Origin of the sequence: Clostridium sp. FP2, assembly GCF_011065955.2 — a bacterium.
GTDB lineage: Bacteria > Bacillota > Clostridia > Clostridiales > Clostridiaceae > Clostridium_AD > Clostridium_AD tagluense.
This window is the reverse complement of record NZ_JAAMNI020000001.1, coordinates 3,871,017-3,888,197: the sequence shown is the minus strand read 5'-3', so window position 1 is coordinate 3,888,197 and position 17,181 is coordinate 3,871,017. Positions and strand designations below refer to the sequence as shown.

The following is a 17,181-nucleotide window of genomic DNA, read 5'->3' as shown; positions in this document are numbered from 1 at the left end:
CATGTAGATAAGAAATTTGTTAATGAAGTTAACTTTAGAAATAAAGATTAGGATATGGGGGAGAAATATGAACTTTAACAAAAATTTTAAAACAAAGAAAAAAACACAGATGAAATCAATTGGAATTTTTTTAGTTATGGTTATGATCGTTACCATATTTGCAGGGGTTCCTAAGATTGCTTTTGCAACAACTGATAATGCGAACGGGGATTGGAATGCTAAAACAGCACGCCAAATGAACACATCAGAGGCAGAACTTATGATAAGAATGGGCGATATAGACAATTTCGGAGGGGGATGGCCATCGAATTTTAATCCTTTTTCAGGAGATCAAACAAGGATGCTAGCAGTTCCGAGTGCGGCAGCAGATGAACCGAATCCTACAGATAGAATTATGCTGCCAACAGGTTATGATTATGACCATGAGTACCAAAACGATCAGAAATATTGGAAGGATTATGGTGATTGGAACAATAGATATAACCAAAACAATCAGCAAAATTGGAATTATTATAACGATTTAAACAATCTGAATAATTGGAAAATAGATGTAGCAGATGCATTTACAAGAGATACACCTAGAAGCAGTACAACATTAAATAGTGTAGATATGTATTATGATTTAGCCAATTATCAGACTGGTTCAAAGATAGTGATAAAAGATGCAACACTTCAAATGTATTTAGGTGATTTGCAACCGAAAAATGCCGATAGAAAAAGTGCGGAGCTTTCTAATGGAAAGAATCAATATACTTTTACAATAAACGGGCAACGAGTTTCAGAAATTGAAGCGCTTATTAATTCGTTGGATCAAACGGGATATAAGGGACAATTGGTTACGATGGAAATTCCAGAAAGATTTTTAAGTAATCTAAATCAAGGACAACTCTTTATAAAAATAGATGATGAACAATTGAATACTACTGGAGATGCATTTGCCATTGACTTTGTAAAGCTTTTAATTAATACAAAATCTACAAATCCAACAAATCCAACCACATTGGATTTGTTAGATATTAGTAGAACTACAAATGCAAGTAATATACAAAATGGAAATACTTTTACTGTAAAATATTTACTTGCACCAAAACCTATTCCAGTAACGGAATTTCAACCAGAGGAGAAGAAAAAAGATATTGTTTTGGTTATGGATACTTCTACAAGTATGAATTGGATACCGGGGTCGGATCGTGAGCCTTACTATGATGGAGAGAAATCAAGATTAAAAATTATACAAGATGTTGCAAAACAATTTGTTAATAAGTTTGATGGAAATGGAAATGTTAATATTTCTTTAGTGGAATACAACAAAGTGGGAACACAGAGTTTGAGATTTACTAACATGAACTCTGGAAATAGGAGTGATGTAAACACTAAAATTGGAAAGTTGACTATGGATAACTTTACAAATACTGGCGATGGATTAAGGCAGGCTTATTATTCATTATCGAATCAAAACAACAACCATGATAAGTACATCCTTCTTATGACGGATGGAGAGGCAAATACTTATAGTTGTAAAAATAACTGGGAATATTCTACAGGTGAAGAGAATACGCCATATTATGCTGCTTATAATATTATGTATGATATGTATGGGTGGAATAATCGCGGAAATCAAAGAAGTGATACAAAAGGTTTGGAGTATGCAAAAATAATAGCTAAAAAAATAGCTGATTCTGATATGAAAATGAATACTTTTATAGTAGGGTTTGGTACTGGAGCTGCAACGAACAATAGTCAAATAGCTACTTCAGCGGAGGGGTCTTATTATCCCGCATTAGATGAATCCAGTGTAAGTGCAGTGTATAATAAAATTTACAAAACCATTGATTCTGAAATTATTGCCAGTGCTGATTTTGTAGAAAATATTTCTACTAACCTAGCCATGGTAGATTCACAAACTTTGCCTTATGGGTTAAAACAATTAGGAACACAGATACATGGTAAAATAAATGATATATGTTATAAATTGAGCCCAGATAAAAAATCTTATATAGCACAGAACCCTGTTACATTTGATGTAACTTATAAAGCAAATGGGACTGGAAATTACATTTTAGGAGATAACAATTCCTCCTTTGTAAATTATACAGCGGCAGGACAAACTGTGAAAAAATACTTTAATACTTTGATATTGAACGGAACTATTCTTCCAGAGGTTGGAATTCAAGTAACGGATTCCACAGGAAATGTGGCGGAGAAATATAGTGTACTCAATGGAGATACAAACCCTAGAGTGGATAAATTCTTAAATCCATCATATCTATGTGGGGATGCTTATGCCAATATGTCGGTAAAAGGGAATGCATTGAATTTTTTTCAATATCAATTTATCAATCAAAGTACGAACCCTCAAACAATGCCTTCAGCGAATTGGAACAAGATTGATTTACAGAATGAATCATATAATGGAGATGTAGAGGCAGATAAACCTGGAAAACTAAAGTGGAGAACTTATGATGTAAATCATATGGCAACAATGAGCGATGAAAAGGGATGGAATGATCCGCAGAAAGTGTTTAAATATCCTTCTGATGCTACAATGTATAAAACTACAGATATTTCTAGTAGTGTCGATGCATATGGAACTTGGAAAGATGTAGCACCTTATAATGTTGGAAACAGTACAGTAAATAAAAGGTGGGATACAAATTCTGTTTTCATGAGTTACTTAAATATTGGAGGAGATTACAAAGAAGCATCAAAATTTTGGGGATATATTAAAGTTGACCAAGAGGGAGATTATGAATTTGGATCAGTCTCTGATGATGGATGCAGAGGATATATTACAGCAAATGGACAAACCAACGCATTTACAAATATGTTTAAAGTGCAAGCCACTACATTTGGAAGCACGCATGAAGTAGTTCATTTAAAAGCAGATCAATATTATCCCATTCATTTGGAATATTTCAACTGGGGTGGAGAAGCAGAATTTAGAATGGTATATAGTAAGAGTGGAGCAGTGGAAAGCGGTAGTACGAATGTCCCAACAAATTGGTTTTATCCATCGAAAAGCAATGCACCTGGAGAATATGCAGAAAATGTATTTACAGGGAATGCAGGGGTGAAATTGCCAACAGCACCAGGAAATTATTATATCGCTTACCAAACAGGAATGGGAACAGATATACAAAGAGAAGGATTCTATGGACCATTTATAGTGGAAAATAGATTGACTTTAAGCAAAAATCTTGTTAGTGGTAAAAATGAAGCAACTCTAAAAGAGGGATTTACTTTGCAATACACAATCACGCCAAATGATGTGCCCCTTAGAGATAGTTTTAAGAACACCGATGGAAGTTATAAGAATACGATATCTTTAGGTGATATTACATTAACAGATGTGTATCCACAAGATATAGAAATTGATGGAACGAAAAATGCAGCAGTTATTGTAAATGGTCAAAGTAGTACACAGAGCATTACTGTCAATGATCAAGATAGTATCGTGAATGGTAAGGTCGTTATAGTGAAGGGCCTTGAGACAAAACTCGTTTCGCCCATAAACTATACACTAAGCACGGTAAAGGGACAACAGATTTATACGGCATCACCAATAATCATTCAAATTCCATTAAAAGCAAAGGTTGTGAAAGATAATTATGTTTTAAGTGATTTGGGGAAATCCATTCTTACCTATACAGAATTGAATGGTAACATGAAGGCTCAAATGGAATTTCCGCAATTTAGCTTAAAAGTAGATACAACTATTATTATTATAAAACATGGAATGTTTATAAATGGTGTAGTTAATGATAAAGCAGAGTATGCAATAGTAAAAGGTTTTAGTGGAAACTTTGGTGTAGAATTTGAAACATCAATTAAAAGTCCCAATATACAAATCACAATTGATAAGGACTTTACAATTTCTGATTTGAAATTGTATAAAATAATAGGAAATGGTCAACCAATTTGTGTTTCAAATATAGATGTTACAAGTAAAACTGGTAGTTTTAACATTACTATGCCTACGATAGAGGGTGATATCACTCATTTTATCTTTGCGTATAAAGGCACTGTAAAATCCAATGCAATTGTTGGACACAAATTAACTAATTTTATAAAAGTAGGAAACAGCGTAGCAAGTCCTTGTAAAATTAACGTTGCGAGGTTACCAGATTTACAATAGCGAGTCTAACTTTTTTTAAAAATCATCCCAAGGGTGTAAAAATTACCAATGACAAGCTAAGGGAAAGTGTGTGCTGTAAAAAGTAGGGTCTGAAGGACATAGCAGGGTATCTATATATAAAAGGGCTTCGATAAATAAAATTTTATCGGAGCTCTTTTAGATTAAGATTAGATGTATGTAGCAATTAAATGTTTTGATGCTTATTCCTGGTTCAGTCATTGCTAATGTGTCTAGTATTTCATTAAGGTCTGTTTTAGATAGCTAAATTACTATTTAGCCTATTTCTTTGTTTAAGGAAAGCACAATATGGTATATAATAAAAATATAAATATATTTAAGGTGTGGTGATTAAAGTGGTAACAAGAGAAGTTTTAAATGATGGGTTTATAATGTCACCTAAGAATGATTTTGCTTTTCTGTGACGAGAGGTCGGTTTAAAAGCTGCCTAAGTATTAACTAAACTTTTGGGCTATCCCTACCATTTGGGGTAATGCTACCACAGGTGCATTTTTGGCAACAGAAATGTACTAAGCTGTTGGGACAAAGCGGGAAAAATGGGAAACCTTATCCTATCTACTGCAAGCATAAATGATGTGTTATGAACAGGATAAACAAACTGTTGCAAGGCTCGTTAAGTCAAACAAGCGAAAAAAGGTTGACACGCTTGGACAAAAAAGGTGAGAGATAAGGGCATAATGTCTGAAAATGCAGTATGCAAGATGGTCAGTATCTCCGGGCTATAGACAGGTTCTAAGGCACATTGAATTGGTTTTAAACTGGAACTCGGTAAGCCCTATACAGGCCCTTTTTTTTATGGGAAGTAGAGGGTATAGGAAAGTATAAAAAGCGAAAGATCTTCTGTAATGGAAGGTATAACTCTTCAATATTTGGAGTGATCCGAAAGGATGCTGACTTATACTATGGTGCTTGATTACATTAAAGGAATGAATCTTACGAATAAGGGAGATGTGTATACTGTTAATTAAACAGACTGCAAACTTAGACGAAAAACAAGCAAGCTTTTATTGGAAAAGCATTGATTGGAAAAACATTGAAAAATTCGTTAATAAGATTCAAGCTAGGATTGTAAAGGCGACTATTAATAAAAATTGGAAACTTGTAAAAGAATTACAGCGAATGCTGGTTCATTCCCACTATGCTAAACTAATGTCAGTAAAACGTATAACAACAAACAAAGGTAAGAAAACACCGGGCATAGATAATATACTCTGGAATTCAGCAAAGAAAAAATGTGAAGCAGTAAAGTTGCTTAACAGTAAGAACTATAAACCTAAACCATTAAAAAGAGTAAATATACGAAAACAAAATGGGAAATTGAGACCGCTTGGAATAGCTACAATGCATGATAGAGCTATGCAAACATTATATATGATGGGATTGGATCCTGTTGTAGAAAGCATGAGTGACAAAACATCATTTGGATTTCGAAAAAACAGAAGTTGTGTAGACGCTATGTCACAAATATTTATAAACTTTAGTCGCAAGTCATCCCCAACATGGGTTCTAGAAGGAGACATCAAAGGCTGTTTTAATAATATATCACATAAATGGCTAACAGATAACTCTCCTATGGATACTAATGTATTAAATAAGCTTATTAAATCTGGATATGTATATAAGGGGAAACTATTCTCTACAAAAAGCGGAACCGCACAAGGTTCTCCAATTAGTCCTTGTTTAGCTAATTTTACTCTTGATGGTATAGACGAATTATTGAAAAGCACATTTAAAAGAAGTACAAAAATCCGAAATAATGAAAGACCCAAGGTTAATCTAATCCGCTATGCGGATGACTTTATTGTTACAGCTCCCGACAGTGAAACTGCTATAAAAGCAAAAGAAATAATAAAAAGTTTTTTAATCCAAAGAGGGCTAGAATTGTCAGATGAAAAGACAATAATAACTCATATAGATGAAGGCTTTGATTTTATTGGATGGAATATAAAGAAATATAAAGGTAAGTTGCTGATTAAGCCATCTCAAAAATCAATTAAAAGGGTAATAAGTAAAATTAGTGCGATTATAAAGGGGAATAAATCAGTAGAACAGGATATATTAATAATAAAGTTAAATCAAATAATAACTGGATGGAGTAATTACCATCAATGTGCTGTATCAAATGATATATTTCAAAAGATAGACCATATTACATTTCAAATGTTATGGAAATGGGCAAAAAGGAGACATCCTAACAAAGGCAAAAGATGGATAAAATCAAAATACTGGAAAGTACACGGTGCTAGAAATTGGGTATTCAAGGATAATAAGAAGCTGATTTTAATGAGTGATAAGAAAATAATCAGACATATACCACTAAAGCTTAATAAAAATCCATATACTGATACTCAATATTTTGAAGAGCGAAAGTACAAATTGGGAGCAAAGAAGCTAACCGGAATATTTAAAAAATTATGGGTAAAACAGAATGGAAAATGTACTATATGTGGATTATCAATGGACACTGCTGAAGAAAGAAGTATAACATATAATAATAATAATAATAATAATAATAATAATAATCCTATTGGAAATAAACAAAAGGATAAAGTATTATTAGCACATAGGGCTTGTACTTTAACCAATTGACCAATTATTAATAGAAACCGGCATTTTCATGCTAAAGAATGCTTTCAGGGGCTTGAGCCGTATGAAGGGAAACTTTCAAGTACGGTTCTTAGACGGGAAAGTGGAAGTAATTCCACCTACCTAGTCAGCAAATTATTATTTGGAGATGAAAAGAATAAAGATTTATTAATAGAATTATTAAATGCAATACTCAAAATGCCACAGGATGAATTAGAAGAAATAGAACTCATTAATACAGAATTATTAAGAGAGTTTGCAGAGGATAGAAAAGGTATATTAGATGTTAGAGCTAAAACCAAAAATGGTGAGCATATAGATATAGAAATTCAGGTTTTATATACAGCGTATATGGCCGAAAGAACTTTGTTTTATTGGAGTAAGATGTACAATGGGCAGATAAAATCAGGAGATACTTATGATAAGCTTGAAAAATGTATTACTATAAATATAGTTGATTTTAAGTGTATAGATATAAATAAGCTTCATACAAGCTTTCATATAACAGAAGATGAAACTAATGAAAAATTAACTGATGTATTAGAGATTCATTATCTGGAGCTACCAAAGTTATTTGATGATAATGTTCCTAAAGATGAAGATGAACCAGTAGTTCAATGGATGATGTTTTTGCAAGCAAGAAATAAGGAGGCGTTTTTGATGTTAGCTGAGAAAAATGAAAAAATAAGAAAAGCCTATAATATTCTTGAGGTTATAAGTAAAGATGATAAGGCAAGAGCTGCTTATGAATCAAGGGAGGCAGAACTTCATGATCAAATGACAAGATTAAAAAGTGCAAGAGAACAAGGATTAAAAGAAGGATTGGAAGAAGGATTAAAAGAAGGATTAAAAGAAGCAACAATAAAAAATGCTAAGAATTTTTTGTTAATGGGATTAGCCGTTGATATGGTTGCTAAGGGAACTGGATTAAGTGTTGAAGAAGTTGAAAATATTAAGAGGAAATTAAATTAGAACTCCTTTGTGCTGTAGCAAATTTGTACTGGCAACGTTAGCATCACTATGTTACCTGTTATATTGTGCTTTATATCGAAAAATGTAAATTTAAAAACCAAATATCATAGCGAGTACTGGAATATAATATTCGTATATAGAAAAAGGCATCTGCTTACCTCAGGTGCCTTTTTCTATGGAATTATTATGAAGAATAAACATCTGAAAGTTCTACTTTTATATTTTCATTTCCGTTTTTCACCTTGCTACTGTATATCTTATTTTCATGAAGTACCTTTGCTGAAGGAATAATAACTGTAAACTTACTTCCTTTTCCAAATTCACTTTCAACATTTATACTACCACCGTGTAGTTCCACAATGGACTTAACTAAGCTTAAGCCAATACCTGTACCTTCTGCATTTCTTGATAGCGATTTATCTACCTGATTAAATCTATCAAATATCATATCCAAGTACTCAGGTTCAATGCCTACGCCATTATCCTTTACTGATATTTCAACAAATTCATTCTTATCATTAATAGCTACAAGTATTTCATCACCTTTATCTGAAAATTTTATGGCATTTGATATAAGATTTAATACTATTCTCTCTATCTTTTCTGTGTCACAGGCAATGATTTTTTCTTCTACATCTGTATCAAAAATAATATTTAAATCTTTACTGTCAGTAAAAGTAGTTACAGACATTACTATTTCCTCTACAACTTCGACTATATTGTTATTAGATAGGTTCAATTTGTAGAAGCCTGCTTCAATTTTTGATAAATCAACTATGTTGTTAATAATTTTAGATAGTCTATAGGAGTTTTGCTTGATAGAGTCTATATATTTAACAATGGAATCTTTCTTATCATCAAGGGATCCACTTTCGCAATACATATTAAATAGTTGAGCTGTTGCAAATATAACATTTAGTGGTGTCTTAAGTTCATGAGATATGTTTACAAGAAATTCTCCTTGTGATTTTAATGCTTTTTCCATAACTATATTAGATTTTATTTCATTAGTAACATCTATTATTAAAATTAAAATTTCCTCAATTTCTCCATTTACATCAAGGAGTGGTTCAAAGACAACATTCCAATAAATTTCATTTCCATCTACAAAATAACTTTGTTTATTCAAGAATTTAGTTTTCTTATCTTTTAACATATCACTAATGCACAGGCAATATTCACTTGTATTTAATAATTTAAATAAATCGGAAGTTTTATAATTTTTTATCTGATTGGTTGATTGCACATTAGGTAGTAATAATTTAATGAAACTAAATGCTTTTTTATTAATATCAACGATTTTTAAATCGGGACATGATAATCTAATAACAGGTAAACCCAAAGTATTTATAATTCTGTTTAAGAATTCATTTCGGGTTCTTATAGCTTCCTCATGCTTAAAATAGTCGGTCATGTCACGGCTGCAAAGCACCCCTAAAGTAAATTTACCTTCACTGTCATAAATAGGTGTACCACTAACATCTATTTCTAATGTTTTATTAGGAGATTTTACTTTTAGTCTCATATTTTTGAATTTTTCACCCCTTATAACACGTGCTGGAGTATTTTCAAAATCAATTTTATCTCCATGAATATTATAAAACTCAGATTGGGTACACTCATCACCAATCTTGCCTATGTATTCAGAGGAGGGGAAATACAGTTCCCTTGCTGATTTATTAAGTAGTATATGTTGTCCTTTATTATCAAAAATAGTAATACTGTCAACTATATTTTCTATGATAGCTTCTAATAGATTTTTCTGTTCTTCGATTTTTTTAGATTGCTCAATTGTTTCAGTAATATCATGGAAACAGGATACTGCCATAGTTAAATCGCCATTTGTATTATAAATTGGGATTGAGCTAATTTCCTCAAAATACTCTTTATTAGGATGGCTTACGAACATTTTAGCATTTTTTACTCTTTCACCATTTAAAGCTCTAATTGAAGGAAAATTTTTAAATGGTATCTCATTCCCTTTCATATCAAATGCCTTAGTGTTTTTAAGAGCTTCACCTAAATCAATTACTTTGTCTGATTGATAAAATAACCTTTGGGCTTCTAGGTTTGTCATTATAATTTTACCTTTATTATCCGCAATCATTACTCCCTCAGATAAATTTTCAATTATATTAATTAGTCGTGTATTTTGCTCTTCTAACTGCTCCTTTTGATGCTCTATCATCTTGCGTTGCTTATATATACTCCGGTCTTTAAAAATCTTTTCAGTAATCTCAATAGAAATTTCATAAATGTATTTTATATTTCCATTTTCAAATATAGGTATTTTGGTAAAATCCCAATAAGTTATGCCTTTTATAGGATCATTAAATTCAAATTCTTTTGTATAACTAGCCTTCTGTGTTTCAACAACAGTATTCCAAATGTCTTCAGATGGGCTTCCTATAAATCCAGCTATAATTTCGTTAATAGGGCTACCTAGACTATTTTCCTCTTTATTAAAAGGCGAAGCCATAAATTCAAGATACTTTTGATTTGTTTTAAGCAATATTAAATCAGGTATACTGTAAACGGCTACACCGGATATATTATCTATAAATGAGTGTTCCACAAAAATAAGCTTGTCACTAAGTCGGGAATTTGTTTTTTCAACAAAAGTATACATTTTTTTATTTGTGACCATGTTATGAGAAAGTGATATATTTACTTCTCTTGCAGAAAGTGATTTTGTGAATATATACCCTGAATACGTACTACTAATATTTTCAAGAAGTATTTGGGAGTTGATTTTTAGAATAGCGCCTAGTTCTACAAGTGATTTGCCTAATAGTTCATTCATTGTAAAGCCTGTAAAATCAATAAATTCTTTATTAATCTCTATTATAATGTTATCAGAGCAATATAAAGATGCTTCTATTATTATGTTATTAAAAGTATTTTCCATTGTACACCCCAATTTTTCAATGCATATTTTATAGACTTCATGGTGATAAACCAAACACAATACAAATAGATTTATAATGTGCTTGGGTTTTATTCTATATTGTAATTTATGTAAAATTTTAAGAATATATTTTTGCGAAAATAAAAGTAAAAGAGATAAATTCTATTAAGTAATTCGAAATTTCTTATGATTTCGACATAACTGTTTAAAAAATTATAGCATATTTCGCATATTATTACATCACTATTTTATTTGATTTAAGGAGATTTTAGAAGGAAAGTCAACTGCTTCTATAAGCGGGTATAGTATACTATAACAAAGTAATAACTCCCATTTTCAGTGATCTACCCTATGGTTGTTATATCTTCAAAATTCCAGTACAATAGTAAAGGGCAGTTAGTTGATTTGTCAAATAGATATGGTTGCTATGGAAATTTTAATAGAGATTATTGGTAATAATTACAGAAGATAAAATGGAGGATTAAAATATGAATTGTAAAAATTGTGGGGCTGAGCTACAAGAAAAAACTTCCTTTTGTAGTAGGTGTGGACAAGATCTTAGAGGTATTAGTGAGGCATATTTAATTGAAAGCCAACAACTAACAATGAAGATTGAATTACCTAAAAAAACAAAAATGTCACGTAAATTAATGAAGAAATTTTCAAAAATTATTAATTTAAGCAAGATTCAAGCATCTAAAAAAGCAAAAGAGTCGCATAAATTAATGAAGAAATTTTTAGGAAATATTCATTTGAAAAATATTGAATTATATAAAAAAATAAAAGGGCTACATAAGTTAATGAAAAAAATCCCCGAAAGTATTTATTCAAAAGAATTAGTAATTATTGATGGGTGGACATGGGTAGCAGAAGATAATTATACCTACTTGCGGGGTAGTGTTAAAAATATTGGAAAAATAACAATAAAATATTTTGAGGTTAATGCAAAATATAATGATTTAAATAAAAATGTTTTAGATTCCGATTTTACTAAGTGGGATCGAAAGATACAACCTGGAGAGTCTAAAGAATTTGAAATTAAGCACCACATAAATAAAAAATATCAATCTATTGATATTTCAGTTAATAAGTATAAAAAAAAATTGTGGAGGTAATTTTATAAAATCTTATTAGCATAAAAATTTAAAGGGCAAAATAATAATGATAAAAATAATTTTTTAGATATATTAAGTGAAAGATTTGCCCGTGAAGAAATAAAGTAAGATTCTAATTTGCATAATAAAGTTGTCAATTGATTTATCATATGGTATATTATTTTCTGTAGGCATTTTTATCCATCCTTTAGTTATATTTCTTAGCAGTAATATAATACCTTATGATGGCGAAAATGTCTATTTTTGTGCTCTTTTTTCTTGTTCCCAAAATATGTTATGAAATTTGCTCATTTATAGAAATCATAAAAATAATGGATTACATGGAGTTGATATTATGAACTATACAGAAGCCCACAATAAATTAAATGAAAATAAATTTAGTCAGAAATGTATCTTAGTTAGAGGGAATTCAGCAAGTGGCAAAACGACTCTTGCAGTTTCTAAATATAGGAACATGATAGAAAATGAAAACATTAAAAGCTCAAATATATTATGCTTGTTTATGAATAAATATCAAAATATAACATGGACAAAAGATATGATTTTTAATACCGCTTCTGATGTTAGAAAGAGCTCCTACTACGGATTTATTAGGAGAGAATTATCACTCTATTGGCCCTATGTAGTAGAGAATTGTAAGGAAATAAAAATTAATATATTAAAGCCTGAGTTCGCATCTTTTGATGCTACAAATTATGCGATGAAAGCCTTGGTAGAGCATTTCAGAAAATCTAAAGGATACTTTCAAGATATAACATCAACTTCTTCAAAAATAGCATCAGATTTAATTTCTAATATTAATAATGCTGCACTATCATTAGTGCCTTTTGATGAAATAGGAACTAGGCTTTATAATTCATTAGAGGTAAAGGATTTCTTAATTAAAGAAACATATAATCAATTGGATGAAGTAACTAGTTATTATATCTCAAAATTATTGTGTAATGGCACCTGTGATTATGGACTATCTTTTTATTTATATAATAATTATTTACTTCATGATTCAAGATATACTAGTATAAATAATATAAAATATCTTATAGTAGACGATATAGATGAGGTTCCACCTGCAGAGCAAGAATTGATATTTAAAATTATTAATAATGTGGACACGGCATATTTGTTTTATAATCCCAAAGGCGGCCTGTGTAGTTATTATGGAGCTAATACTGATTATTTGAAGAGTAAACTAAACATTGAGTATCACGAGCTTACCTTAGATAATCATTTTTGCTGCAATGATGATTTTATTAAGCTTGCTAGTGTAATAGATAGCAGGGCGCACGCGCCATATAGGTCAGAAAAAATAAATGAAGATGTCCCAGCGTTTATAGATATGTCATCACAACTAAGATCGGAAATGGTCCAGAAAATAATACTAAAAGTTGAAGAATTATTAAATCAGGGACTTAAGCCAAAGGACATAGCAATAATATGTCCATTTAATGATTTCATTATTTCCTATGAGCTTCAGAAAAAAGCAAAGGAATTAAGCATATCAGTTATGGAGACTTCAAAAAAGGATAGATTTATAGACAATGAATATTTGCACCCTTTAATAGTACTCGCAGTATTGTGTAATGATTATAAAAGTATAAGATTAACAAAGGAAGATTATAAAAACTTTTTTTCTTTTATGCTAAGGCTAGATGCAATTCGAGGTTCCTTGCTTTATCCTTTTGTAGCGGAAAGTGGCCTGCAAGATCTTAGCATGGAAATTGAAGGTAGAGTAGGGCTCGCAGCAGTAGGTAAATATAATGAGTTAAAACAATGGATAGAAAATTATAAAGTTAATTTAATGGATCACAAGAGTTCTTTAGGTGAATTTTTTAGAAATGCATTTTCACAAGTGCTTATAATCCTACCAAAAGTTAAAGAACATATAGAGGACTATATAAGTTTATATGAAAGCTGCGAGAGTTTCATAAATACTTTAGATAAATTAGAATTTAAGGGGAAATCTTCAGAGGAGAGGTTTATTGAATTTATTCGATGCGAAGGAAGCGGATTTTATTCGATGAATGAGATTCAGGAAATATTATTACAAGATAATAGTATAGTTTTAACATCTCCTTATACTTATTTGACCTCTAATTTAAATAGTAAGGTTCAGATATGGACAGATATTAACAGTAATATGTGGTGTCCTAGAAATGCAGGAGAATTATCAAATTCTTATGTATTAAAAACTAATTGGGATATTGATGATATATATACAGAAAAAAAAGAAAATAATAATGCATATGGAATTCTGATGTCCGTTGTTAATTGCCTTTTAAGAAAATGTAGAGGTGAATTATACATATATGGTAGTGAATATTCTTTAAGTGGATACCAGCAAGAAAGTATATTTGCAGATATACTTATAGAAATATTAAGTGAAAGAGGTGAAACCATTGATAAAGGAGATGAGAACATCGACAATGGAGATGAGAACATCGACAATGGAGATGAATAATGAAGATATAAGTAATGAAGTTAAAGAAATAATTTATAGAGATGATCAATTGCCTATAATGGGATATCGAGAAGGAACTATGGCAGTACCAGCGGTTCCAGGAGCGGGAAAGACTTTTATAATATGTAATCTAGTATGTGAAATTATAAAAGATAAGGTCCATAAACCTGGTAAAATACTCATAGTAACTTTTATGAATAGTGCAGTTAACAACTTTAAGCATAGAATTTCCAGGGTGTTAAAAAATAAGGGGATAAATGCAAGTAACGATTATGAAGTCATGACTATTCATAGTTTAGCACTAAAAATCTTAAAAGATAGACCAGATGTAATGGGGGTTAATGAGGAATTTAGAATATTGGATGATGTTAATAAGAGTTTATATTTAAATAATTGCATATCAATGTGGCGAAGGAAGGGAGGAGAGTCTGTATTTAAGGGGATGATATTGGATAAAGCCCTAAATAAATATACAGGGAAAAAAGATAAGTGGTGGAGTGATTTTTTTACAACAGTTGATACAATTATTGGTGAATTAAAGATAAATGACATTTCTCCTGAAAAATTAAAAGAAGATATTAAATTATTAGATCAAAATAGTATCTTAGTACATATATCTGAAATTTATGATACTTACATTAAAATTTTAAAAAGGGAAGGGTATATAGATTACAATGATTTGCTGATTCTTGCGTATAAACTTTTAAAAACTGATGACACAGTTAGAGAAAAGTTACAAAAAAAATATACCTTTGTCTTTGAGGATGAATGTCAAGACTCTAATTTAATTCAAGGGAAAATACTAAGCTTAATTTCTGAAAAAAGTGGTAATTTAGTAAGGGTTGGGGATGTTAATCAAAGTATAACGGGAACATTTACAGCCTCTGACCCTGAATTTTTTAGAGAGTTTTGTGGTAAGGCAAATAATGCGTTCAAAATGTTCATGGCGGGGCGTAGTACAAATCATATTATTGATTTAGCAAATGAGCTAGTTAGGTATACAAATAATCAACATGGAGAAGAAAAGTGTAGAGTTGCATTAGTGGATCAAAAGATTAAAAGTTTGAATGATAAAGTAAAAACTAGCCAAGATAGCTATGGTATAAGCACTATGGTGTGTAACTCCAAAGAAGAAGAAATTAAAAAAGCTGTTCGTGTGGCTATTAAATTAAAAAAAAAATTCCCTAGTAAAACCTGCGCAATATTAGTTCCTTTTAATAATCAAGTTAGAGAAATAGCAGATATTCTTAGAGCGTGTAATATTGAATGTGATGAGTTATCAAATAAATCAGATAAAAAAATTAAGGTTACGAGTACTTTGGGATATATACTGAAATTTATTTCAAGGCCAGAGGATAGTGCTATATTTAAAGATTTAATTAAGAATGTGTTTTGCGAGGAGCACAATGAAGAAAGTGAAAAATTGTTCGATTTTATTTGCGGTTATGATGTTGAAAAGCTTATGTATCCAAGCGGAGATAATATAAATGAGCTGGATATTCCAGGAGAAATATTAAACTCCAAGGTGTATAAAGAATTTATAAATTCCATGGAGCTAATTAAAACAATATTTGAATATCCTCAGACAAATTTTGATAGACTGATTTTACATATTAGCGATGTTCTAAATTTTAGTCTTGAAAATAGAGCAATGGCAGAGGCCGCTTCAGCATATGTTAGATTTGCTTGTAAAGATAATAGTGAATTTTCCCTGGGATATGTAGCAGAGCAATTGCTAGATGGAAAGAATAGTATACTAGATCATATTTCAGGTATAATATACGACCTAGAAGGATATGAACCATCCCCAGATAGAGTAACGGTATCTACTTGTCATAAAGCTAAAGGTCTAGAATGGGATTGTGTATTAATATTAAATATTACATCTTATCAATACCCATATATGACAACCGATAAATTTAAAGACTATTATTATTTGAAAGATGAATTTAAAAACCCAACAGTTCTTTGTAGCGCTGAAATTGCTAAAATTCTAGGTAATAATATTTGTGAAGATCCATTAAAGGAAGCTAAAATACAAATAATAAATGAAAAAATAAGACTTTTATATGTAGGGATAACAAGGGCCAAGGAATATTTAATTTTAATGGCAACACAGTCTAATGAAGGGAAATGGAATGAAGATAAACCATCAAAGTATTTTTATGTTCTTCAAGATTACATAAATAGCCAAAGGGGTGACGGTAAATGTTAGACATTAGAAAATTAAATCATGTCTACTATAGTCAAAATCTTTTAAATACTTTTGATAAATGTCCTTTTAGATTCAAAATAAAATATTTGGATAATATCAGATGGAAAAAAGATTCAATAAGCGATGAGGATTATTATGAGAATATGAACATGGGACTGGATTTTCATCTTACCGCCCAAAGATATTTCTCAAATATCCCTGTGGTAATAAATGATAGTAATACTGAATTGCTCCACTTTACAAATTCACTTCGAGAAAAATTCACTATTTTAGATGAAAATATATATTTGCCGGAATATGAAATTAAAATGAGAAAAGATAATATTAGGATTCAAGCAAAGTATGATTTAATAATTATTAAGCCAAATAATAAAATAGAAATATGGGACTGGAAGACAGAAAATAGGAAACTTGATTATAAGGAAGTAAGTAAGAGAATGCAAGCTATTGTTTATATGTATATATTAGGAGAAAGGTCTTTAGAAATATTTGATAGAGATATATGTCTTGAAAATATAAGTATGAAATTTTGGCAACCACAGTTTAAAGAGGATATCATTACTATTAATTATTCTGAGAGTAAGCATAGAATTAATGAAGAAAAAATTATGGAGCTAACACGCAGATTGGATAATTATGATTTTAGTTTAGATTTTAATATTGAATTGTATAGTAAGCAGTGCAAGTATTGTGAATTCGCTGGTAATACTCAGGTATGTGATGCTTTTGTGTAGTGTGCATTGAAATAATAAACAAGTAATGAAAAATTATAAG

Annotated in this window: 8 protein-coding genes; 7 read left to right on the top strand and 1 reads right to left on the bottom strand. The window is 30.5% G+C overall.

What is annotated here, in order from left to right:
- The first annotated feature begins 67 nt into the window (after nt 1–67).
- The 3 genes from G9F71_RS18555 to G9F71_RS18545 all read left to right on the top strand — a co-directional run bounded on the left by G9F71_RS18555 (nt 68) and on the right by G9F71_RS18545 (nt 7,711).
- The gene (locus G9F71_RS18555; protein WP_164951631.1) at nt 68–4,135 is read left to right on the top strand and encodes a VWA domain-containing protein; all 4,068 of its coding nucleotides are present in this window, start codon (nt 68–70) and stop codon (nt 4,133–4,135) included.
- A gap of 966 nt (nt 4,136–5,101) precedes the next feature.
- A complete protein-coding gene (gene ltrA, locus G9F71_RS18550; RefSeq protein WP_224626189.1) occupies nt 5,102–6,742 on the top strand; it encodes a group II intron reverse transcriptase/maturase in 1,641 nt (546 codons plus the stop codon).
- Between the two features lie 3 nt (nt 6,743–6,745).
- Nucleotides 6,746–7,711 (top strand): Rpn family recombination-promoting nuclease/putative transposase, encoded by a 966-nt coding sequence (locus G9F71_RS18545; protein ID WP_318011106.1) that lies wholly within the window; start codon nt 6,746–6,748, stop codon nt 7,709–7,711.
- A 184-nt stretch (nt 7,712–7,895) separates the two neighbouring features.
- On the opposite strand, the gene G9F71_RS18540 is transcribed toward G9F71_RS18545, so the two are convergent.
- Nucleotides 7,896–10,619 carry an ATP-binding protein gene (locus tag G9F71_RS18540; RefSeq protein WP_164949240.1) on the bottom strand — a complete coding sequence of 908 codons (2,724 nt, stop codon included), beginning with the start codon at nt 10,617–10,619 and terminating at the stop codon, nt 7,896–7,898.
- Nucleotides 10,620–11,107: 488 nt separating this feature from the next.
- On the opposite strand from G9F71_RS18540, the gene G9F71_RS18535 reads away from it, so the two are divergent.
- The 4 genes from G9F71_RS18535 to G9F71_RS18520 all read left to right on the top strand — a co-directional run bounded on the left by G9F71_RS18535 (nt 11,108) and on the right by G9F71_RS18520 (nt 17,141).
- Complete coding sequence (locus G9F71_RS18535) at nt 11,108–11,734, top strand: zinc ribbon domain-containing protein (RefSeq protein WP_164949239.1); 627 nt, start codon at nt 11,108–11,110, stop codon at nt 11,732–11,734.
- 334 nt (nt 11,735–12,068) lie between these two features.
- Nucleotides 12,069–14,192, top strand: a complete 2,124-nt coding sequence (locus G9F71_RS18530; RefSeq protein WP_164949238.1) for a hypothetical protein — start codon at nt 12,069–12,071, stop codon at nt 14,190–14,192.
- On the top strand, nt 14,143–16,407 hold the full coding sequence (locus G9F71_RS18525) for an ATP-dependent helicase (protein WP_164949237.1): 2,265 nt from the start codon (nt 14,143–14,145) through the stop codon (nt 16,405–16,407). Before G9F71_RS18530 ends, G9F71_RS18525 begins: the two co-directional genes overlap by 50 nt.
- Nucleotides 16,401–17,141, top strand: a complete 741-nt coding sequence (locus G9F71_RS18520) for a PD-(D/E)XK nuclease family protein (protein WP_164949236.1) — start codon at nt 16,401–16,403, stop codon at nt 17,139–17,141. Before G9F71_RS18525 ends, G9F71_RS18520 begins: the two co-directional genes overlap by 7 nt.
- The last annotated feature ends 40 nt before the right edge of the window (nt 17,142–17,181 follow it).

Coding starts and splice junctions, on each gene's coding strand:
- G9F71_RS18555 (WP_164951631.1), top strand. CDS start 68: ATGAACTTTAACAAAAATTTTAAAACAAAGAAAAAAACACAGATGAAA.
- ltrA (WP_224626189.1), top strand. CDS start 5,102: ATGTGTATACTGTTAATTAAACAGACTGCAAACTTAGACGAAAAACAA.
- G9F71_RS18540 (WP_164949240.1), bottom strand. CDS start 10,619: ATGGAAAATACTTTTAATAACATAATAATAGAAGCATCTTTATATTGC.
- G9F71_RS18535 (WP_164949239.1), top strand. CDS start 11,108: ATGAATTGTAAAAATTGTGGGGCTGAGCTACAAGAAAAAACTTCCTTT.
- G9F71_RS18530 (WP_164949238.1), top strand. CDS start 12,069: ATGAACTATACAGAAGCCCACAATAAATTAAATGAAAATAAATTTAGT.
- G9F71_RS18525 (WP_164949237.1), top strand. CDS start 14,143: ATGAGAACATCGACAATGGAGATGAGAACATCGACAATGGAGATGAAT.
- G9F71_RS18520 (WP_164949236.1), top strand. CDS start 16,401: ATGTTAGACATTAGAAAATTAAATCATGTCTACTATAGTCAAAATCTT.